Annotated in this window: 19 protein-coding genes; 14 read left to right on the top strand and 5 right to left on the bottom strand. The window is 64.8% G+C overall.

Going from position 1 to position 21,548, the window contains the following annotated elements; translation table 11 throughout:
• The first annotated feature begins 74 nt into the window (after positions 1-74).
• From sucD to I6F38_RS36945, 6 genes are all read left to right on the top strand, one after another.
• Entirely contained in the window at positions 75-956 is an 882-nt protein-coding gene (sucD, locus tag I6F38_RS36970) for a succinate--CoA ligase subunit alpha (RefSeq protein ID WP_225163862.1), read from the top strand.
• 254 nt (positions 957-1,210) lie between these two features.
• Entirely contained in the window at positions 1,211-4,171 is a 2,961-nt protein-coding gene (locus I6F38_RS36965; protein WP_092087063.1) for a 2-oxoglutarate dehydrogenase E1 component, read from the top strand.
• A 167-nt stretch (positions 4,172-4,338) separates the two neighbouring features.
• Entirely contained in the window at positions 4,339-5,580 is a 1,242-nt protein-coding gene (odhB, locus tag I6F38_RS36960) for a 2-oxoglutarate dehydrogenase complex dihydrolipoyllysine-residue succinyltransferase (RefSeq protein ID WP_225163861.1), read from the top strand.
• A gap of 72 nt (positions 5,581-5,652) precedes the next feature.
• A complete protein-coding gene (locus I6F38_RS36955; protein ID WP_057020974.1) occupies positions 5,653-6,402 on the top strand; it encodes an SDR family oxidoreductase in 750 nt (249 codons plus the stop codon).
• An 84-nt stretch (positions 6,403-6,486) separates the two neighbouring features.
• Positions 6,487-7,887 (top strand): dihydrolipoyl dehydrogenase, encoded by a 1,401-nt coding sequence (gene lpdA / locus I6F38_RS36950; protein WP_057020923.1) that lies wholly within the window; start codon positions 6,487-6,489, stop codon positions 7,885-7,887.
• A 40-nt stretch (positions 7,888-7,927) separates the two neighbouring features.
• On the top strand, positions 7,928-8,467 hold the full coding sequence (locus tag I6F38_RS36945; RefSeq protein WP_225163860.1) for a hypothetical protein: 540 nt from the start codon (positions 7,928-7,930) through the stop codon (positions 8,465-8,467).
• A gap of 144 nt (positions 8,468-8,611) precedes the next feature.
• On the opposite strand, the gene I6F38_RS36940 is transcribed toward I6F38_RS36945, so the two are convergent.
• On the bottom strand, positions 8,612-9,202 hold the full coding sequence (locus tag I6F38_RS36940) for a DUF4337 domain-containing protein (RefSeq protein WP_028336314.1): 591 nt from the start codon (positions 9,200-9,202) through the stop codon (positions 8,612-8,614).
• 144 nt (positions 9,203-9,346) lie between these two features.
• Positions 9,347-10,318, bottom strand: coding sequence for a tyrosine recombinase XerC (locus I6F38_RS36935; RefSeq protein ID WP_225163859.1), 972 nt, complete (start codon positions 10,316-10,318; stop codon positions 9,347-9,349).
• A gap of 109 nt (positions 10,319-10,427) precedes the next feature.
• On the opposite strand from I6F38_RS36935, the gene I6F38_RS36930 reads away from it, so the two are divergent.
• Complete coding sequence (locus tag I6F38_RS36930) at positions 10,428-12,638, top strand: primosomal protein N' (protein ID WP_225163858.1); 2,211 nt, start codon at positions 10,428-10,430, stop codon at positions 12,636-12,638.
• A 218-nt stretch (positions 12,639-12,856) separates the two neighbouring features.
• Here I6F38_RS36930 and I6F38_RS36925 read toward each other — a convergent pair whose 3' ends face one another.
• On the bottom strand, positions 12,857-13,348 hold the full coding sequence (locus I6F38_RS36925) for a septal ring lytic transglycosylase RlpA family protein (protein WP_225163857.1): 492 nt from the start codon (positions 13,346-13,348) through the stop codon (positions 12,857-12,859).
• A 630-nt stretch (positions 13,349-13,978) separates the two neighbouring features.
• On the opposite strand from I6F38_RS36925, the gene I6F38_RS36920 reads away from it, so the two are divergent.
• From I6F38_RS36920 to I6F38_RS36890, 7 genes are all read left to right on the top strand, one after another.
• Positions 13,979-14,539, top strand: a complete 561-nt coding sequence (locus I6F38_RS36920) for a F0F1 ATP synthase subunit delta (protein ID WP_225163856.1) — start codon at positions 13,979-13,981, stop codon at positions 14,537-14,539.
• Entirely contained in the window at positions 14,539-16,068 is a 1,530-nt protein-coding gene (gene atpA / locus I6F38_RS36915; RefSeq protein WP_225163855.1) for a F0F1 ATP synthase subunit alpha, read from the top strand. Before I6F38_RS36920 ends, atpA begins: the two co-directional genes overlap by 1 nt.
• A 91-nt stretch (positions 16,069-16,159) precedes the next feature.
• Positions 16,160-17,038, top strand: a complete 879-nt coding sequence (locus tag I6F38_RS36910) for a F0F1 ATP synthase subunit gamma (protein WP_057020916.1) — start codon at positions 16,160-16,162, stop codon at positions 17,036-17,038.
• Between the two features lie 25 nt (positions 17,039-17,063).
• Positions 17,064-18,506, top strand: a complete 1,443-nt coding sequence (atpD, locus tag I6F38_RS36905) for a F0F1 ATP synthase subunit beta (protein ID WP_016843821.1) — start codon at positions 17,064-17,066, stop codon at positions 18,504-18,506.
• Between the two features lie 115 nt (positions 18,507-18,621).
• On the top strand, positions 18,622-19,029 hold the full coding sequence (locus I6F38_RS36900) for a F0F1 ATP synthase subunit epsilon (protein WP_028336321.1): 408 nt from the start codon (positions 18,622-18,624) through the stop codon (positions 19,027-19,029).
• A gap of 205 nt (positions 19,030-19,234) precedes the next feature.
• The gene (locus I6F38_RS36895; RefSeq protein WP_225163875.1) at positions 19,235-19,390 is read left to right on the top strand and encodes a hypothetical protein; all 156 of its coding nucleotides are present in this window, start codon (positions 19,235-19,237) and stop codon (positions 19,388-19,390) included.
• Positions 19,391-19,494: 104 nt separating this feature from the next.
• Positions 19,495-20,490: a helix-turn-helix domain-containing protein gene (locus I6F38_RS36890; RefSeq protein ID WP_225163854.1), complete on the top strand. Its 996-nt coding sequence runs from the start codon at positions 19,495-19,497 to the stop codon at positions 20,488-20,490.
• Here the strand turns inward: I6F38_RS36890 and I6F38_RS36885 are convergent.
• The gene (locus I6F38_RS36885) at positions 20,448-20,948 is read right to left on the bottom strand and encodes an RNA pyrophosphohydrolase (protein ID WP_225163853.1); all 501 of its coding nucleotides are present in this window, start codon (positions 20,946-20,948) and stop codon (positions 20,448-20,450) included. The genes I6F38_RS36890 and I6F38_RS36885 overlap by 43 nt on opposite strands.
• Positions 20,949-20,980: 32 nt before the next feature.
• Positions 20,981-21,484, bottom strand: a complete 504-nt coding sequence (locus I6F38_RS36880) for an RNA pyrophosphohydrolase (protein WP_092087088.1) — start codon at positions 21,482-21,484, stop codon at positions 20,981-20,983.
• Between the last annotated feature and the right edge of the window lie 64 nt (positions 21,485-21,548).

The raw sequence follows: 21,548 nt of genomic DNA, 5'->3' as shown, positions 1-21,548 counted from the left end.
TCCGGTTTTCCGACAAGATCATGCTCAAACCATAGAGTCCCATCACCGATCGTCTCGCGAAAGCATCTCGAACCATGTCCATTCTGATCGACAAGAACACCAAGGTCATCTGCCAGGGCTTCACCGGCAAGAACGGCACGTTCCATTCGGAAGCGGCGATCGCTTACGGCACCAAGATGGTCGGCGGCGTGGCGCCGGGCAAAGGCAGCTCGACCCATCTCAACCTGCCGGTGTTCGACACCGTCGCCGAAGCGCGCGAGAAGACCGGCGCCGACGCCAGCGTGGTCTATGTCCCGCCGCCGGGCGCAGCCGACGCGATCTGCGAGGCGATCGATGCGGAAATCCCGCTGATCGTCTGCATCACCGAGGGCATCCCGGTGCTCGACATGGTGCGCGTGAAGCGCTCGCTGTCGGGCTCGAAGTCGCGGCTGATCGGGCCGAACTGCCCCGGCGTGATGACCGCCGGCGAATGCAAGATCGGCATCATGCCGGCCAACATCTTCAAGCCCGGCTCGGTCGGCATCGTCTCCCGCTCCGGCACCCTGACCTATGAGGCGGTGTTCCAGACCACCCAGGAGGGTCTCGGCCAGACCACCGCGGTCGGCATCGGCGGCGACCCGGTCAAGGGCACCGAGTTCATCGACATGCTGGAGATGTTCCTGGCCGACGAGAAGACCAAGTCGATCGTGATGATCGGCGAAATCGGCGGCTCCGCCGAGGAAGACGCCGCCCAGTTCCTCAAGGACGAGGCCAAGCGCGGCCGCAAGAAGCCGATGGTCGGCTTCATTGCGGGTGTCACCGCACCTCCCGGCCGCCGCATGGGCCATGCCGGCGCGATCATCTCGGGCGGCAAGGGCGACGCCGGTTCCAAGACCGCGGCGATGGAAGCCGCCGGCATCAGGGTGTCGCCGTCGCCGGCGCGCCTCGGGCATACGCTCGCGGAGATGCTGAAGTAACCGCCGTCCGGCGAGTTCCCTTCGAGGTTTGGCGTGATTTGGGGCGGGTTCTCCTTGGGGAACCCGCCCTTTTATTGCGTTTTGGTGCCGGAATGTCGATCAATAAAAAATGAAAATAAATTCATTTCTTAGTTCTTTTAGGCAGGAATATCTGTCCTAGATAGGGTAAAGGGTATCAATCCAGCCGGCGCACTTCCAGACCGGCATCAGCGCCGTCTCCTACGCGCGAACCGAAAAAATCACCAGGACTGCCCATGTCTCGCCAAGACGCGAACGCCGCTTTTGCACTCTCATCATTCCTGCAGGGCACCAACGCCGCCTACATCGACGACCTCTACGCCCGCTACGAGCAGGACCCGTCGTCGGTCGACGCCGAGTGGCAGGATTTCTTCAAAAGCCTGAAGGACGCCCCGGCCGACGTCCAGAAGAACGCCGAGGGCGCCTCGTGGGGCCGCGACAACTGGCCGGTGACGCCGCGCGACGAGCTGACTTCGGCGCTCGACGGCAACTGGGCCCAGGTCGAGAAGGCGGTCGGCACCAAGCTCGCGGCCAAGGCGCAGGCCAGGGGTGCCGAGCTGTCCGATGCCGACGTCCATCAGGCCACCCGCGATTCGGTTCGCGCGCTGATGCTGATCCGCGCCTACCGCATGCGGGGCCATTTCCACGCCAAGCTCGATCCGCTCGGCATCGAGGCGCCGCGCGACCGCGAGGAGCTCGATCCGCGCTCCTACGGCTTCACCGAGGCGGACTTCGATCGCAAGATCTTCCTCGACCACGTGCTCGGGCTCGAATACGGCACGCTGCGCGAGATCGTGCAGATCTGCGAACGCACCTACTGCCAGACGCTCGGCGTCGAGTTCATGCATATCTCCAACGCCGCGCAGAAGGCGTGGATCCAGGAGCGCATCGAGGGGCCGGACAAGGAGATCTCGTTCACGCCCGAGGGACGCCGCGCGATCCTCAACAAGCTGATCGAGGCGGACGGCTTCGAGAAGTTCTGCGACACCAAGTTCACCGGCACCAAGCGCTTCGGTCTCGACGGCGGTGAATCGCTGATCCCGGCGCTCGAGCAGATCATCAAGCGCGGCGGCAATCTCGGCGTGAAGGAGATCGTGGTCGGCATGCCGCATCGCGGCCGTCTCAACGTGCTGACCCAGGTGATGGGCAAGCCGCACCGTGCGCTGTTCCATGAGTTCAAGGGCGGTTCGGCCAACCCCGACTCGGTCGAAGGCTCCGGCGACGTCAAGTATCACCTCGGCGCCTCCTCGGACCGCGAGTTCGACGGCAACAACATCCATCTGTCGCTGACCGCAAACCCGTCGCATCTCGAGATCGTCGATCCGGTCGTGATGGGCAAGGTGCGCGCCAAGCAGGACCAGCACGGCGATCCGCCGGATATGCGCATCTCCGTGCTGCCGCTGCTGATGCATGGCGACGCGGCATTCGCGGGCCAGGGCGTGGTGGCTGAATGCTTCAGCCTGTCCGACCTGAAGGGCTATCGCACCGGCGGCTCGCTGCATTTCATCGTCAACAACCAGATCGGCTTCACCACCTATCCGCGCTATTCGCGCTCGTCGCCCTATCCGTCCGACGTGGCGAAGATGATCGATGCGCCGATCTTCCACGTCAATGGCGACGATCCGGAGGCCGTGGTGTTCGCGGCCAAGGTCGCGATCGAGTTCCGGCAGAAATTCCACAAGCCGGTCGTCATCGACATGTTCTGCTACCGGCGCCACGGCCACAACGAGGGCGACGAGCCGGCCTTCACCCAGCCGGTGATGTACAAGAAGATCGCTTCTCACCCGTCAACGCTGGAGATCTACGCCAAGCGGCTGGTCGCTGACGGCGTGTTGACCGAGGGCGAGGTCGAGAAGGCCAAGGCCGACTGGCGCGCGCGGCTCGACGCCGAGCTCGAAGCCGGCGCCGGCTACAAGCCGAACAAGGCCGACTGGCTCGACGGCAAGTGGGCAGGCTTCAAGATCGCCGACCAGGAAGAGGACGCCCGCCGCGGCGTCACCGGCGTCGATGTCGCCGTTCTCAAGGATATCGGCCGCAAGATCACCAAGGTGCCGGACGGCTTCCGCGTCCACCGCACCATCCAGCGTTTCCTCGACAATCGCGCCAAGGCGATCGACAGCGGTGTCGGGATCGACTGGGCCACCGGCGAGGCCCTGGCATTCTGCACGCTGCTGCAGGAAGGTCATCATGTGCGGCTGTCCGGCCAGGATTCCGAGCGCGGGACCTTCTCGCAGCGCCACTCCGTCCTGATCGACCAGGAGGACGAGAGCCGCTACACGCCGTTCAATCATCTCGGCGGCGAAGACACCGGCCACTACGAGGTCATCAACTCGCTGTTGTCGGAAGAGGCGGTGCTCGGCTTCGAATACGGCTACTCGCTGGCCGAGCCGAATGCGCTGGCGCTCTGGGAAGCGCAGTTCGGCGACTTCGCCAACGGCGCGCAGGTGGTGTTCGACCAGTTCATCTCCTCGGGCGAGCGCAAGTGGTTGCGCATGTCGGGCCTCGTCTGCCTGCTGCCGCACGGCTACGAGGGACAGGGGCCGGAGCACTCCTCCGCGCGTCTCGAGCGTTACCTGCAGATGTGCGCCGAGGACAACATGCAGGTGGTCAATCCGACCACGCCGGCGAACTACTTCCACGTGCTGCGGCGCCAGCTGCATCGCGAGATCCGCAAGCCGCTGATCCTGATGACGCCGAAGTCGCTGCTGCGCCACAAGCGCGCCGTGTCGCAGCTCGAGGAGCTCGGCAAGAACGCCACGTTCCATCGCATTCTGTACGATGACGCGCAGATGCTGCCGGACGAGAAGATCAAGCTGGTGCCGGACGACAAGATTCGCCGCGTCGTGCTGTGCTCCGGCAAGGTCTACTACGATCTCTATGAGGAGCGTGAGAAGCGCGACATCGACGACATCTATCTGATGCGCGTCGAGCAGCTCTATCCGGTGCCGCTGAAGGCGCTGGTGCAGGAGCTCGGCCGCTTCAAGAACGCCGAGGTGGTCTGGTGCCAGGAAGAGCCGCGCAACATGGGCTCCTGGCACTTCATCGAGCCCTATCTGGAATGGGTGCTCAACCAGATCCACGCACCCAACAGGCGTCCGCGCTATGCGGGCCGTCCGGCATCGGCGGCAACCGCGACCGGCTTGATGTCGAAACATCTGGCGCAGCTCAAGGCGCTGCTCGACGACGCACTGAACTAACGACTTTCATTGAAGCCATGCCCCGCGAATGCGGGGCATCCGGTATCCCGCGTCATCCAGCAGAAGTGCTGTCGTCACGGAGTACCGGATCGCTCGCTTTGCGGGCGGTGGCGGACAAGTTTCACGACCGCAAATTTTGCGACCGCAGGGTTATCGAGGAAAAGACCATGACTGAAATTCGCGTTCCAACGCTCGGCGAATCCGTGACCGAGGCCACGATCGGCCGCTGGTTCAAGAAGGCCGGTGAAGCCGTCGCGGTGGACGAGCCGTTGGTGGAGCTGGAGACCGACAAGGTCACCATCGAGGTGCCCGCGCCGGTGGCCGGTACGCTCGGCGAGATCATCGCCAAGGACGGCGAGACGGTCGCCGTCGGCGCGCTGCTCGGACAGATCAATGACGGCGCCGCTCCGGCCGCCAGGCCGGCTGCTGCGGCTCCCGCCAAGGCCGCCGCACCGGCTGCCGCTGCTGCGCCGGCTGCTGCCGCTGCGCCGAAGGCGCCGCCGGCGGATGCGCCGCTGGCACCCTCGGTCCGCAAGCTGTCCGCTGAAAGCGGCATCGATGCGTCCACCGTTCCCGGCTCGGGCAAGGACGGCCGCGTGACCAAGGGCGACATGCTGGCCGCGATCGAGAAGGCCGCCTCGGCGCCGACCCCGGTCAACCAGCCGGCCGCCGCCGTTCAGGTTCGTGCGCCGTCGCCGGCGGACGACGCCGCGCGCGAGGAACGCGTGAAGATGACGCGGCTGCGCCAGACCATCGCGCGCCGCCTCAAGGACGTGCAGAACACCGCCGCGATGCTGACGACCTTCAACGAGGTCGACATGACCGAGGTGATGAAGCTGCGAGCCCTCTACAAGGACACGTTCGAGAAGAAGCACGGCTCGAAGCTCGGCTTCATGGGCTTCTTCACCAAGGCGGTCGTGCAGGGGCTAAAGGACATTCCGGCGGTCAACGCCGAAATCGACGGCTCTGACCTGATCTACAAGAACTACTATCACATCGGCGTTGCGGTCGGCACCGACCGCGGCCTCGTGGTGCCTGTGGTGCGCGACTGCGACCACAAGTCGATCGCCGAGATCGAGAAGTCGACCGCCGACTACGGCCGCCGCGCCCGCGACGGCCAGCTCAAGATCGACGAGATGCAGGGCGGCACCTTCACCATCACCAATGGCGGCATCTACGGTTCGCTGATGTCGACGCCGATCCTGAATGCGCCGCAGTCCGGCATCCTCGGCATGCACAAGATCCAGGAGCGGCCGATGGTGGTCGGCGGCAAGATCGAGGTGCGCCCGATGATGTATCTGGCGCTGTCCTATGATCACCGCGTCATCGACGGCAAGGAAGCGGTTACCTTCCTGGTGCGTGTGAAGGAGAGCCTGGAGGATCCGGCCCGCCTGGTGCTGGACCTCTAAGGTCGTATCGCGCGCGGCGTCCGATCGGCTCGGGCGCCGCGATCTGTTGGTTGCTCACATTTGGGGATCAAAGTGACGGATAAGGTCGTTGTCATCACCGGCGGCAGCCGCGGCATCGGCCGCGCCACCGCGCTCGCTGCCGCCGCGCGCGGCTATCGCATCGTGGTCGGCTATGCATCCAACAAGACCGCGGCGGACGAGGTCGTCGCCGCGATCGAAGCCAGCAACGGCAAGGCGATCGCGGTGAAATGCGATGTCGGCAGCGAGCAGGACATCCTGGCGCTGTTCAAGGCGGCCGACGGCTTCGGCACGCTCGGCGCGCTCGTCAACAATGCCGGCATCGTCGGCAAGAGCGGCGTGCGTGTCGACGAGATGTCGGCCGAGCGTATCCAGCAGATGATGGCAGTGAATGTCACCGGCAGCATCCTGTGCGCGCGCGAGGCGGTGAAGCGCATGTCGACCAAGCACGGCGGCAAGGGCGGCGTCATCGTCAACCTGTCCTCGGTGGCGGCGAAGCTCGGCGCGCCCAACACCTATGTCGACTATGCCGCCTCCAAGGGCGCGATCGATTCCTTCACGATCGGCCTCGGCTACGAAGTCGCGAATGAGGGCATCCGCGTCGCCGGCATCCGGCCCGGACTGATCGACACCGACATCCACGCCGCGGGCGGCGAGCCCGATCGCGCGCACCGGCTTGCCCATATGGTGCCGATGAAGCGTGTCGGCACGGCCGATGAAATCGCCAACGCCATCGTCTGGCTGATCTCGGACGAGGCTTCCTATGTCACCAGCGCGATCCTCGACGTGTCGGGCGGTCGCTAGCACACGATCAAGAGCGGGCGGCGGTCTGCCGTCACGATCGCGCCCGCGTAATTGTCACAGAGCTTAGCTACAGGACCTTCCATCATGGCTTCTTACGATCTCGTCGTCATCGGCACCGGCCCGGGCGGATATGTCTGCGCGATCCGCGCGGCGCAACTCGGCATGAAGGTCGCCGTCGTCGAGAAGGACGCGACGCTGGGCGGCACTTGCCTCAACGTCGGCTGCATGCCGTCGAAAGCGCTGCTGCACGCCTCCGAGATGTTCGAGGAAGCCGGGCACTCCTTTGCCAAGATGGGCGTCAGCGTCCCGGCGCCGAAGCTAGATCTGCCCGCGATGATGAACTTCAAGCAGCAGGGCATCGACGGCAACGTCAAGGGCGTCGAGTTCTTGATGAAGAAGAACAAGATCGACGTGCTCAAGGGGACCGGCAAGATCCTCGGTGCCGGCAAGGTCGAGGTCTCCGGCGACGGCAAGTCCGAGACCGTCGAGACCAGGAACATCGTGATCGCCACCGGCTCCGATATCGCCCGCCTGAAGGGTATCGACATCGACGAGAAGCGCATCGTGTCCTCGACTGGCGCGCTGTCGCTGGAGAAGGTGCCGGAGAAATTGCTGATCATCGGCGCGGGGGTGATCGGGCTCGAGCTTGGCTCGGTCTGGCGGCGTCTCGGTGCGGACGTCATGGTCGTGGAATTCCTCGACCGCATCCTGCCCGGCATGGACGGCGAGGTGGCAAAGCAATTTCAGCGCATGCTCGAGAAGCAGGGCTTCGTCTTCAAGCTCGGCGCCAAGGTCACCGCGGTCGATAGCTCCGGCAAGACGCTGCAGGCCAAGGTCGAGCCCGCCGCGGGCGGCGCTGCGGAAACCATCGAAGCCGACGTCGTGCTCGTCTGCATCGGCCGGGTGCCCTACACCGAGGGCCTCGGGCTGAAGGAAGCCGGCGTTGCGCTCGACAATCGCGGCCGCGTCGAGATCGACGCGCACTTCTCGACCAACGTGAAGGGCATCTACGCGATCGGCGACGTCGTGGCCGGGCCGATGCTCGCGCACAAGGCGGAAGACGAAGGCGTTGCCTGTGCGGAGATCATCGCGGGCCAGGCCGGCCACGTGAACTACGACGTCATTCCAGGTGTTGTGTATACCACGCCGGAAGTGTCGTCGGTCGGCAAGACCGAGGAAGAACTCAAGCAGGCCGGCGTCGCGTACACCGTCGGCAAATTCCCGTTCACGGCGAACGGCCGGTCCAAGGTCAATCAGACCACCGATGGCTTCGTGAAAATTCTCGCAGATGCGAAGACGGATCGGGTGCTTGGCGTCCACATTGTCGGCCGCGAAGCCGGCGAAATGATCCACGAAGCCTGCGTTCTGATGGAATTCGGCGGATCTGCGGAGGATCTGGCACGCACCTGCCACGCGCACCCGACCCGTTCGGAGGCGATCAAGGAAGCCGCGCTTGCGGTGGGCAAGCGCGCCATCCATATGTGATGATCGAAAGTCCGGCGTCAGCCGGGTTGAGATCATAGCGATGCTGCGCCGCCTGCTTCAGCCGTTCTGGGTCCTGCTTGCGATCATCTTCCTGGTCGAGGCTTGGCTATGGGACCATCTCGAGCCGATCGTGGCGCGGGCGGTGGCGTGGATTCCGCTCCGCGCGCTCAAGCAATGGCTTGCCGACCGGGTCGATTCGCTGTCGCCGGCGATGACGCTGATCGTCTTCGTCGTGCCGGTGATCCCGCTGTTTCCGCTCAAGCTGATCGGGCTCTGGCTGCTGGCGAACCAATACTGGTTCAGTGCGGTCTCGCTGATCCTGTTCGCCAAGTTCGTCGGCGTCGGCGTGACGGCCTTCCTGTTCGACGTGACGCGACCGAAGCTGCTGGAGATGCCCTGGTTCGAGGCGCTCTATAATTTCGTGATGGCGCTGCGGGCCAAGGCCACCGCGCTGGTCGAGCCGATCAAGCGGCGCATTCGCGAGATGATCAGCGGCGACGGCGAGGGCTGGGCGGCGCGCACGCTGCGCGTGATCGCGCGCTTCCGCAAAAGCGTGCATCAGACCAGCAAGCCTCTTTGATCAAAACTTTCTATTCCGTCATCCTGAGGAGCGCGGAACGCGCGTCTCGAAGGATGCACGGCCCGGCCGGTGGCCGTCGATCCTTCGAGACGCGCGCAAGGGCGCGCTCCTCAGGATGACGGTCGAAAGCGGCGGCGCTGCGCCTCAATGCAGATGCAGCAAGTGCGGCTGGAAGAGGCCGAGCGCCGTCATCACGATGCCGGCAAGCGTCACCAGACCAGAGACCCAGGCCAACGCGATGATGCCCGTGATGATGGTCGCCGACGCCAGCACGATGGCGATCTGGAAGGCGGCGGAGGCAAGCTCGAAATGATGATATTTCGCGGTGGCCTCGTCGCGCTCATGCTCGGCGTGCTTGGCGCGTTCGGAGAGCTGCTCCGAACCCTCGCCGGTTTCCGGCTCCGAGCGATAGCGCGCGGCGGTCTTCTGCCAGTCGTCGATCTGCTTCTGCAGCGCAGCCCTGGCCGCCTCGTCGGTAGTGGTCGCGAGGTTCAGTTTACCCTGTTCGGCCGCGGTCTGCACCGCGGTCCGGCGGATGCTCTTGGCCTGGAAGAAGGCCCACAGGTTGGAGGCCTCGACATTCTTGCTGATCGATTCGGTCTGGGCGCCCTTGCCGAGCGTTTCCGACAGCGCCAGGCACAGGGCGATCACGGCGATCAGGAGCGCGATCTTCTTGTTCTCGCCCGAGGCATGCTCGGCATGCTCCGCGTGCTCCATACTTTCATGTGCGCTCATGATTCCCCTCCGGATGAGACCGCGCCACGATTGCCGAATGCGGTGCACAAGGCAAGGGCCGAACGGTTTTGGGTAACCGTCTGAAGATGAACGGGGCATGACGGCGGGCTAAAGCTCGCGCTTTATTTTTTCAGAACCGAACGTTCAACCTCGGGGATGCGCTGAGCGATAGACTTCGAGCAGGCGCTCGCTGTCGATGCCGGTGTAGATCTGTGTGGTCGACAGCGACGCGTGGCCGAGCAATTCCTGGATCGCGCGCAGATCGCCGCCGCGGCTGAGCAGATGCGTGGCGAAGGAGTGCCGCAGCGCATGCGGCGTTGCGCTGTCGGGCAGGCCGAGCGCGCCGCGCAGCCGTTCCATGGTGAGCTGGATGATGCGCGGGCTCAAGGGACCGCCGCGCGCGCCGACGAACATCGGCCCGGTCGGGCTGAGTTGATGCGGGCAGATCGCCGCATAGTCCGCGATCAATTGCAGCACGTTCTGCAGCACCGGCACCATGCGGGTCTTGTTGCCCTTGCCGGTCACCACGAGCACGTCGCCTTCGCCGGGCTTCGGCACGTCGCGGCGCTTCAGCCCCAGCGCTTCGGAGATGCGCAGGCCCGAACCATAGAGCAGCGCCATGACGGCGGCGTCACGCACCAGGATCCAGGTCTCGCGGGTCTCGTCCGCGCGCTCGTCGGCATCGGCAAAGCGTTTCGCTGCTTCCATGTGAATCGGCTTCGGCAGGCTCTTCGCCACCTTGGGCGCGCGGATCGCCGAGAGCGCGCCTACCTTGCCCTTGCCTTCGCGTTCCAGGAAACGGCCGAGCGAGCGCAGGCCCGCCAGCGCCCGCATCAGCGATCGCCCGCCGATTTCATCCGCGCGGCGCATCGCCATGAAGGCGCGCACATCGCTCGCCTCGAGCGCGGAGAATGCCTTGAGCGTCACCCGCGCGCCCCAATGCCCGGCCAGGAAGGAAAGGCATTGGCGCACGTCCCGGGCATAGGCCTCGAGCGTCTTCGGCGACAGCCGCCGCTCCGCGCGCAGATGCGACAGCCAGCGCGTCATCTCCTGCGTGACCGATGCGTCGGCGCAGTCGAGCTCGAGCGGCTGGATGGGCTGATCGGTCCGGGCCATCTGTAAGGGGCTATTGGCACTACGAATCTCCTGATTATATCGCACTGCCTTCGTTTACCGATCGCTAAGACCGCGTAGCGGTGCTAGCCCGGCGCAAAGTTCGGATTCAATGGACCACACCACGCGCCACAACCCAGCCTCCGCATCGACGATACGTGTCGTCGATGTGCTGGTGCCTGTCGCGCTGAACCAGACTTATTCCTACCGCGTTCCGCGCGGCATGGAGCTTGCGCCGGGCGACGTGATCGGCGTTCCGCTCGGGCCGCGCGAGGTGGTCGCGGTGGTGTGGGCGGAAAATGCCAATCCGGATCCGCGGCTGCACAACCGGCTCAGGGACGTCAGCGAGAAGCTCGATGTTCCGCCGCTGAAACCGGAGCTGCGCCAGCTGGTCGACTGGGTCTCCAATTACACGCTGTCGGCACGCGGCATGGTGCTGCGGATGACGCTGCGGATGGGCGAAAATCTCGGGCCGGAGCGGATGCGGCTCGGCGTGCGGCTGGTCGGCGAGCCGCCGCGGCGCCTGACGCCGGCACGCCGGCGGGTGATCGAGGTGCTGTCGGACCGCTTGCTGCACGGCAAGTCGGAGGCGGCCCGGGAGGCCGGCGTCAGTTCCGGCGTGATCGACGGCCTGGTCGACGAAGGCACCCTGACGGTCGAGGCGATGCCGCCGCCGGCACCGCCGCCCGTTCCGGATCCCTCCTACGCGCAGCCGGATTTTTCGCGCGAGCAGCGCAGCGCCGTCGACGTGATGCGGACGCTGGCCGCGAGCGGCAGCTTTCACGTCGCGTTGCTCGACGGCGTCACCGGTTCCGGCAAGACCGAAGTCTATTTCGAGGCGATCGCCGAGAATATCCGCCGCGGCAAGCAGACGCTGATCCTGATGCCGGAGATCGCGCTGACCGGCCAGTTCCTTGACCGTTTCGCGCAGCGCTTCGGCGTGCGGCCGCTGGAGTGGCATTCGGAGCTGACGCCGCGCACGCGCGCGCGCAACTGGGCCGCGATCTCCGAGGGCAAGGCGCCGGTCGTGGTCGGCGCCCGCTCCGCGCTGTTCCTGCCCTATGCCGATCTCGGTCTCATCATCGTCGATGAGGAGCACGACCAGGCCTACAAACAGGACGACGGCGCGCATTATCACGCGCGCGACATGGCGGTGGTCCGCGCCCATATCGCAAAGATTCCGATCGTGCTGGCGTCGGCGACGCCGTCGGTCGAGAGCGAGGTCAATGCGCGCAAGGGGCGTTACCAGCGCGTGGCGCTGCCGTCGCGGTTCGGCGGCCAGCACATGCCGCATATCGAGGCGATCGACATGCGCCGCGCGCCGCCGCCGCGCGGCCGCTTCATTTCGCCTGTACTGGCCGAGCAGATCCGCCATGCCATCGAGCGCCGCGAGCAGGCGCTGCTGTTCCTCAACCGCCGCGGTTACGCACCGCTGACGCTGTGCCGGGCCTGCGGCCACCGCTTCGCCTGCACCATCTGCGATGCATGGCTGGTCGATCACCGGTTCCGGCAGCGGCTGGTCTGTCATCATTGCGGCTTCTCGATGCCGCGGCCGAATATCTGCCCGCATTGCGCGGCCGAGGAATCGCTGGTCGCGGTCGGGCCCGGCGTCGAGCGCCTGCAGGAGGAGGCCGCCCACATCTTCCCCGAGGCACGGACGATGGTGCTGTCGAGCGATCTCATCACCTCGATCGAGACCATGCGCAGCGAGCTCAACGAGATCGCCGAGGGCCGCGTCGACATCATCATCGGCACCCAGCTGGTGGCGAAGGGCCACAACTTCCCGCGGCTCAATCTGGTCGGCGTCATCGACGCCGATCTCGGCCTGAGCAATGGCGATCCGCGCGCCGCCGAGCGGACGTTCCAACTGCTGAACCAAGTGGTCGGCCGCGCCGGCCGCGAGCAGGGCCGCGGCGTCGGCTTTCTGCAGACTCACCAGCCGGAGCATCCGGTGATCAAGGCCCTGATCGCCAATGACCGCGAGGCGTTCTATGCCAGCGAGATCGAGATTCGCGAGCGCACCGGCTACCCGCCGTTCGGCCGGCTGGCGAGCCTGATCGTCTCCGCCGGCGACCGTCCGACCGCGGAAGGGTTCGCCCGCAAGCTCGCCGCGGTGGCGCCGCTCGACGAGCGGATCCAGGTGCTCGGCCCCGCCGAGGCGCCGCTCGCCGTCATCAAGGGCCGCTATCGCTTCCGCCTGCTGGTGAAGTCGCTGCGCAATGTCGACCTGTCGCAATATCTGCGCGAATGGCTCGATGCAGGTCCCAAGACCAAGGGCAATCTGAAGCTCGAGGTCGACGTCGATCCGCAGAGCTTCCTCTAGTTCGTTCACTGTCCTCCGTCATTGCGAGGAGCGAAGCGACGAAGCAATCCATGTGTCCGCAAACGCGGTGAAATGGATTGCTTCGCTCCGCTCGCAATGACGGCGGCTGGCAGCACGTCCCGCAAAAGAAAAAGCCTGCCGTCATTTGCGACGGCAGGCCTTTTTGGCGCGAGGCAGGCCTCGCGGCCGTTACGCAACGCAACACTTACTGAAGGCGCTTACGAGACGACCTCGGCGGTGACGCGGCCAACGCCGGCACCGGTCAGGCCGATGGCGCGGGCTGCGCCGGTGGAGAGGTCGAGCACGCGGCCGCGGATGAACGGGCCACGATCGTTGATGGTGACGACGACGCTGCGGCCGCCATGGGTGACGCGGAGCTTGGTGCCGAACGGCAGCGAGCGGTGGGCCGCGGTCATGGCGTTCTGGTTGAAGCGCTGGCCGGAAGCGGTGCGGCTGCCCGACTCATTGCCGTAGAAGGAGGCCATCCCCGAGAACGAGTGGCCGCCGGACGGCTGGATCGATGCATTGGCATCGCGCCAGGACGAGCCTTCGGCGCGGGCGTGGTGATGATGGTGGTGGCGATGATGGTGGTGCCGGGACTTCGCGGACGCCTCGGTCACGCTGCCCCCGACCAGAATAGTTGCGGCTACAAAAGCAAGCGCCGTACGCGAGCGGGTTACGGTGCCCGCCGCCTTCTTGATATTCAGCATTGATTAAGACCCTCAGACAGTATTGCCGCTAACGCGGCAAGTGGAACCCCCGTCCCTTCGTTGACCAAGGCCGTTTGGTTTCTCAATGAGGCACGAATTGGGCAGTAAATCCGGATTATCTCGTGCTGAAATATCTTGTTACCGCCTTGGGGTAGTCGATCGAGGTTCCGTAATCTTGCTATTTAACCAATTTTTAACGACCAATATACTTGCCAATACTGATTATCAGGCCGACGGTAAGTTTTCGGTAAGTAATCGCCAAATGAAACCGCAGCCCGCCCGGAGTTCCCTGCGCGCTCGGCCATGGGCCTATGCAAATTTCGATGGAACAAAATCGTGGCGGCGCGAATCGGGTTCGGCGCGCCGCATTTCCGCGCGCCAAATTTTCCGGTTTGGCCGCCGGCTGCGGTCGGCAAAAAGCGCATGCGACAAGGCGGCACTCACGATGCCGTCATGTTGCACCTGCGCGATTGCTATGTTAGCAAAGCCGCGATTTTAACGGTCCCGGCACGTCCTGTGCCGGTCGAAAATCGAAGTCCCGCTTGAATTCCAAGGGCTTGGATCGCTAGGCGCTGCTTTGGTGGCGACGGTTTTTCCCTTGCGAATTTGACAGCAAAAAAGAGCGAGCTCGTGGCAGCTGAAGATCCGTCCGTTTCGGGAGTGTCCGGTCGTTACGCAACGGCCCTGTTCGAGTTGGCGCGCGACGAGCAATCCGTCGATCAAGTCCGGGCCGACCTCGACAAGTTCGAGGCCTTGCTCAACGATAGCGCCGATCTCAAGCGCCTCGTCCGCAGCCCGGTGTTCGCCGCGGATGCCCAGCTCAAGGCACTGACCGCGGTACTCGACAAGGCCGGCATCGCCGGCACGTCGGCCAAATTCCTCAAGGTGCTCACTGCCAATCGCCGGCTGTTCGCCGTTGCCGATGTGATCCGCGCCTATCGCGCGCTGGTGGCGAAGTTCAAGGGCGAGGCGACTGCGGAAGTCACCGTCGCCGAGCAGCTCAGTGACAAGAATCTCGACGCGCTGAAGGCCGCACTGAAATCAGTGACGGGCAAGGACGTCGCGCTCAACGTGAAGGTCGATCCCTCCATTATTGGTGGCCTGGTGGTCAAGCTCGGCAGCCGCATGGTGGATAGTTCGCTTCGCACCAAACTCAATTCGATCAAGAACGCGATGAAAGAGGCAGGCTGATGGACATCCGCGCCGCAGAAATTTCTGCGATCCTCAAGGACCAGATCAAGAATTTCGGCCAGGAAGCCGAGGTCACCGAAGTTGGCCAGGTGCTGTCGGTCGGCGACGGTATCGCCCGCGTCTACGGTCTCGACAACGTTCAGGCCGGTGAAATGGTCGAGTTCGAGAACGGCACGCGCGGCATGGCGCTCAACCTCGAAACCGACAACGTCGGTATCGTGATTTTCGGCGCCGACCGCGAGATCAAGGAAGGCCAGACCGTCAAGCGCACCCGCGCGATCGTGGACGCGCCGGTCGGCAAGGGCCTGCTCGGCCGCGTCGTCGACGCGCTCGGCAACCCGATCGACGGCAAGGGCCCGATCCAGGCCACCGAACGCAAGCGCGTCGACGTCAAGGCGCCCGGCATCATTCCGCGCAAGTCGGTGAACGAACCGATGGCCACCGGCCTCAAGGCGATCGATGCGCTGATCCCGATCGGCCGCGGCCAGCGCGAGCTGATCATCGGCGACCGTCAGACCGGCAAGACCGCGATCGCGCTCGACACCATCCTGAACCAGAAGCCGCTCAACGCCCAGCCGGACGAGAACCTCAAGCTGTATTGCGTCTACGTCGCGATCGGCCAGAAGCGCTCCACCGTCGCGCAGTTCGTCAAGGTGCTCGAAGAGCAGGGCGCGCTGGAATACTCGATCATCGTCGCGGCCACCGCGTCCGATCCAGCGCCGATGCAGTACATCGCGCCGTTCACCGCCTGCACCATGGGCGAGTACTTCCGCGACAACGGCATGCACGCCGTGATCATCTATGACGACTTGTCGAAGCAGGCCGTCGCCTATCGCCAGATGTCGCTGCTGCTGCGCCGCCCGCCGGGCCGCGAAGCCTATCCGGGCGACGTGTTCTACCTGCATTCCCGCCTGCTCGAGCGCGCCGCCAAGCTCAACAAGGAGCATGGCTTGGGCTCGCTGACGGCGCTGCCGGTCATCGAAACCCAGGCCAACGACGTGTCGGCCTACATTCCGACCAACGTCATCTCGATCACCGACGGTCAGATCTTCCTGGAAACCGACCTGTTCTTCCAGGGCATCCGTCCCGCGGTGAACGTCGGTCTGTCGGTGTCGCGCGTCGGTTCGTCGGCGCAGACCAAGGCGACCAAGAAGGTTGCCGGCAAGATCAAGGGCGAGCTCGCGCAGTATCGCGAAATGGCGGCGTTCGCGCAGTTCGGTTCGGACCTCGACGCCTCGACCCAGCGCCTGCTCAACCGCGGCTCGCGCCTCACCGAGCTCCTGAAGCAGCCGCAATTCTCGCCGCTGAAGATGGAAGAGCAGGTCTGTGTGATCTGGGCCGGCACCAACGGCTATCTCGATCCGCTGCCGCTCAACAAGGTCAAGGCGTTCGAGGACGGCCTGCTGTCGCTGCTGCGCGGCAAGAACGCCGACATCCTCGATGCGATCCGCACCAGCCGCGATCTGTCCGACGACACCGCCGCCAAGCTGAAGACGGTGGTCGAAGGTTTCGCCAAGACGTTTGCATAACGAATGGGGCGTCGCCCGGCTCGCCGCCGGGCGTGACGAACGGAGGCTTGCGATCTGACCATTGTGGTCGGGTCGCCGGGGTGAACGAAGAATGGCGTCACTAAAAGACATGCGGGTCCGCATCGCCTCGACCAAGGCGACGCAGAAGATCACCAAGGCCATGCAGATGGTCGCAGCCTCGAAGCTGCGCCGCGCGCAGAACGCCGCCGAAGCGGCGCGGCCCTATGCCACCAAGATGGATGCGGTGATTTCCAACATCGCCGCGGCAGCCAACGGCACGCCCGGCGCGCCGGCGCTGCTCGCCGGCACCGGCAACGATCAGGTGCACCTGCTTCTGGTCTGCACCGGCGAGCGCGGCCTGTCCGGCGCGTTCAACTCCGCCATCGTGCGCCTGGCGCGCGAACGGGCGAACGCGCTGCTCGCGCAGGGCAAGGAAGTGAAGTTCTTCTGCGTTGGCCGCAAGGGTTACGAGCAGCTGCGGCGGACCTTCGAGAAGCGCATCGTCGAGCATCTCGACCTGCGTTCGGTGCGCCAGATCGGCTTCGCCAATGCCGAGGACATCGCCAACAAGGTGCTGGCGCGATTCGAGGCCGGCGAGTTCGATGTCTGCACGCTGTTCTACTCGCGCTTCCAGTCGGTGATCGCGCAGATCCCGACCGCGCAGCAGATCATCCCGCTGGAGGTGGCCGCGCCCGCGGCCAATGCGGCGCCCTCCACGTCCTACGAATACGAGCCTGAGGAAGACCAGATCCTCGGCAGCCTGTTGCCGCGCAACCTCGCGGTGCAGATCTTCCGCGCGCTGCTGGAGAACAACGCCTCGTTCTATGGCGCGCAGATGAGCGCGATGGACAGCGCGACCCGCAATGCCGGCGAGATGATTCGCAAGCAAACCCTGATTTACAACAGAACCCGTCAGGCCCAGATCACGAAGGAGCTGATCGAGATCATCTCCGGCGCTGAGGCGGTCTAAGGCAGATTTCGAAGGAGAACAGTCCATGGCTACAGCAGCCAACCAGATCGGTCGCGTTACCCAGGTCACGGGCGCCGTGGTCGACGTGCAGTTCGAAGGCCACCTTCCGGCGATTCTGAACGCGCTCGAGACCAAGAACGGCGGCAACCGCCTGGTGCTCGAAGTCGCGCAGCATCTCGGCGAATCGACCGTCCGCACCATCGCGATGGACATCACCGAGGGCCTCGTGCGCGGCCAGGAAGTGACCGACACCGGCGAACCGATCCGGGTGCCGGTCGGCGAAGGCACGCTGGGCCGCATCATCAACGTCATCGGCGAGCCGATCGATGAAGCCGGCCCGATCAAGTCCGACGGCCTGCGCGCCATCCATCAGGAAGCGCCGACCTATACCGACCAGTCGACCGAAGCCGAAATTCTCGTCACCGGCATCAAGGTCGTCGACCTTCTTGCTCCGTACGCGAAGGGCGGCAAGATCGGCCTGTTCGGCGGCGCCGGCGTCGGCAAGACGGTGCTGATTCAGGAGCTGATCAACAACGTCGCGAAGGCGCACGGCGGTTACTCGGTGTTCGCCGGCGTCGGCGAGCGCACCCGCGAAGGCAACGACCTCTATCACGAGTTCATCGAATCGAAGGTCAACGCCGATCCGCACAACCCGGATCCGAGCGTGAAGTCGAAGTGCGCGCTGGTGTTCGGCCAGATGAACGAGCCGCCGGGCGCCCGCGCCCGCGTCGGTCTGACCGGTCTCACCGTTGCCGAGCACTTCCGCGACCAGGGCCAGGACGTGCTGTTCTTCGTCGACAACATCTTCCGTTTCACCCAGGCGGGTTCGGAAGTGTCGGCGCTGCTCGGTCGTATTCCTTCGGCGGTGGGTTATCAGCCGACGCTCGCGACCGACATGGGCGCGCTGCAGGAGCGCATCACCACCACCCAGAAGGGCTCGATCACCTCGGTGCAGGCGATCTACGTGCCGGCCGACGACTTGACCGATCCGGCGCCCGCCACCTCGTTCGCGCACTTGGACGCCACCACGGTGCTGTCGCGCGCGATCTCGGAAAAGGGCATCTATCCGGCGGTGGATCCGCTCGACTCGACCTCGCGCATGCTGTCGGCGCTCGTCGTCGGTGACGAGCACTACAACACCGCGCGCATGGTCCAGCAGATCCTGCAACGCTACAAGTCGCTGCAGGACATCATCGCCATTCTCGGCATGGACGAACTGTCGGAAGAGGACAAGCTGACGGTCGCCCGCGCCCGCAAGGTCGAGCGCTTCCTGTCGCAGCCGTTCCACGTCGCCGAAGTGTTCACCGGCTCGCCGGGCAAGTTCGTCGACCTCGCCGACACCATCAAGGGCTTCCGCGATCTCTGCCAGGGCAAGTACGACCATCTGCCGGAAGCGGCGTTCTACATGGTCGGCACCATCGAAGAAGCCGTCGAGAAGGGCAAGAAGCTGGCGGCCGAAGCCGCCTAAGCTTTGGGATGTCGTCATCGCCGGACCTGATCCGGCGATCCATCGCACGAGAAGTATTTGACTGATGGACCCGCGGGTCGAGCCCGCGGGTGACAGCGCAAAGAACGGAAACACCATGGCCACCTTCCACTTCGATCTCGTCTCTCCCGAAAAGCTCGCCTTCTCCGGCGAGGTCGATCAGGTTGACGTCCCCGGTGTGGAGGGTGATTTCGGTGTGCTCGCTGGACACGCTCCGGTCATCGCCACGGTTCGTCCGGGCATCCTGACGATCACGACCGCCGGCAAGCGCGAGAAGGTGATCGTGCTCGGCGGTCTTGCCGAGGTGTCGGACAAGGGCCTCACCGTGCTCGCCGACGTCGCGACCGCGCTTGCGGACATCGATCGCGCGAAGTTCGCCGAGACGATCAACGAGATGCAGGAGAAGCTCGCCGAGAAGGAGGGCTCCGAGCTCGACCACGCGATCGAGCGGCTCGACCACTTCAAGAGCATCCAGCAAGAGCTCAACACGACGGCTATGCACTAAGGCGCGGTTGCCGACCGGCGATCGCGCCGCCATGTCGAGTGAGCCGACCCCCTTAGTGGAATAGCTCACACTTTTTCGATCATTGCCTGAGAAGGCTTGAATAATTCAACGCTCGCCACGCCCTGGCGAGCGTTCAATGCTTATTGCGCGCGGGATCGTCTGGCGGCATTCTCCCAGGCATATCTGGGTTCGGGGGCTGGTACTCATGAAGCGCAAGGTCGCAGCGATCCTCGCGGCCGATATCGCAGGTCAGAGCCGATTGGTTGCCGACGATGAGGAAGAGACGCTGCGGCGGCTCGCCTCTTCTCGACAAGTCCGCTTCTTCGCGGTCGGCCCGAACGAACGACCTGCAAATATGTGAAGCAGCTTACAGCAGGGATCGTGCACAAATGACAAGCTGCAGCACGATGACGATTTGGCCCGACCGCATCGCGATTTCATTCCTGACATAACGGACAAGCTGCTGTGCTGACCTTCACCACCGATGCTCTCCGCCCGCAGGACCGTTTCGAGCACTGGTGCGAGGTGCGCGGCAAGAGCCTGTTCGGGGTCACCATCGAGCTCGAGCGCGACAAGAGGGCCGATTTCCGCGGGCGCTTCTCCGCGACGCCGGTGGGCAGTGCCGTGCTCGCGCAAATGTCGGCTTCCTCCTACCGCGTCAGCCGGACCGCATCCGACATCGCGCGCGTTCCGAGCAACAGCCTGCATCTCGCCTGGCAGGTGCGCGGCCCCGGCCACATGAATATCGGTCGCGATCGTGTCCAGTTTGTGCGCAACGGCGACCTGGTGTTCGGCCATTCCAATCTTCCGTTTGCCTCGACACCCGAACGGACCGACGGCTTTGACTTCTTCAGCCTCAAGATCCCGGTCACCGACGAGCTCGTGCTCGGCGCGCGGATCGAGGATGCGCCGCCGGTCGCGCTGGCGCGTGATGCGAGCCTGACCCGGCTTGTCGGCGCCATGTTCCGCTCGATGACGCGAGATCTCGCGCAAGCCGGGCAGTTCGCCGACGACGTTGCTCATATGGTGCGCCTGGCGCTGCTCGCGCGCGGACGCGTGCGGCCACGCCAGGACGAGATCCGCGCCGCGCTGCATGCGGGCTACCTTCATGCCGCCCGCGAAATTCTGTACCGCGACCTGCATCGCGCCTCGCTCACGCCGGCCGCGGTTGCCACCGAGCTCGGCATCTCACTGCGGCAATTGCATGCGTTGTTCGAGCCGACCGGCCTGTCATTTGCGCGGACGCTGACGGCGGCAAGGTTGAAGGCGGCGAGGCGCGCGCTCTATGCCATACGGGAGCGCAGCATCGACGAGATCGCGTTCTCGTGCGGCTTCGACAGCATCGCGACCTTCTATCGCGTCTTCCGCTCGACCTACGGCATGACACCGGGCGACGCGCGGCGCATTCCGCCGCAGGATCAGCCGGCGAATTCCGCGAACCGGGTCGCGACCGCGCGATAGACGTCGCGGCGAAACGGCACCACGAGATCGGCAACGCGGTCGAGGCGCTCCCAGCGCCATTGATCGAATTCGGCGGGCTGGCCGTTGCGCGGCGTCAAAGGATCGATCTCCTCGTCGCGTCCGGTGAAGCGCAGCGCAAACCATTTCTGCCGCTGGCCGCGGAATTTGGCGAGCCGGTGCGATGCCGGCCCGGCATAGGCGGGGAATTCGTAGGTCATCCAGTCGGTCTCGCCGAGATAGTCGGCGTTGACCGCCCCGGTCTCCTCCCACAATTCGCGCATCACGGCCTCGTGCGGATCCTCGCCGGCGTCGATGCCGCCCTGCGGCATCTGCCATTCGAGGCCGGGCAGCACGATCTCCGGACCGTCGTCCTTGATCCGGTGGCCGATCAGCACGCGTCCGCCGGCGTTGAACAGCGCGATGCCCACATTGGGGCGATAGGGCTTATCTGATGACATTCGGTGGGTACGTCGCGCGTTGACCCGGTCGGCTACTTGGCCGCCAGACCGGAAAATTCCTTCACGACGCGCTCATAGACCGGACGCTTGAACGGCACAATCAGCCCCGGCAGATTCTTCATCGGCTCCCAGCGCCAGGTGATGAACTCGGCCTTGTGGCCGCCGCCCGGATTGGCGACGTTGATCTCGTTCTCATCGCCGGTGAAGCGCAGCGCGAACCACTTTTGCCGCTGTCCGCGATAGCGGCCCTTCCAGGCGCGGCCGGCGACGGTGCGCGGGATATCATAGATCAGCCAGTCCGAGACCTCGCCGAGCTTCTCCACGGACTTGATGCTGGTCTCCTCATAGAGCTCGCGCCGCGCGGCCTGAAACGTATCCTCGCCGGGATCGACGCCGCCTTGCGGCATCTGCCAGACATGCGCGTCGTCGACATGCTCGATGCCGCCCGCGCGGCGTCCGATGAAGACCAGCCCCGCAGTATTCAGCAGCATGATGCCGACGCAGGTTCGATAGGGCAGGTCTTCATAACGTGCCATGCTGCCGCTACCTCGCACATTTTCTGGAGCCGCCCGACCCGGCCCCCCCGGCAAGGTCTCGAGC

Source organism: Bradyrhizobium sp. BRP56, assembly GCF_020194035.1.
GTDB classification, from domain to species: domain Bacteria; phylum Pseudomonadota; class Alphaproteobacteria; order Rhizobiales; family Xanthobacteraceae; genus Bradyrhizobium; species Bradyrhizobium australafricanum.
This window is presented reverse-complemented; position numbering and strand designations above follow the sequence as displayed.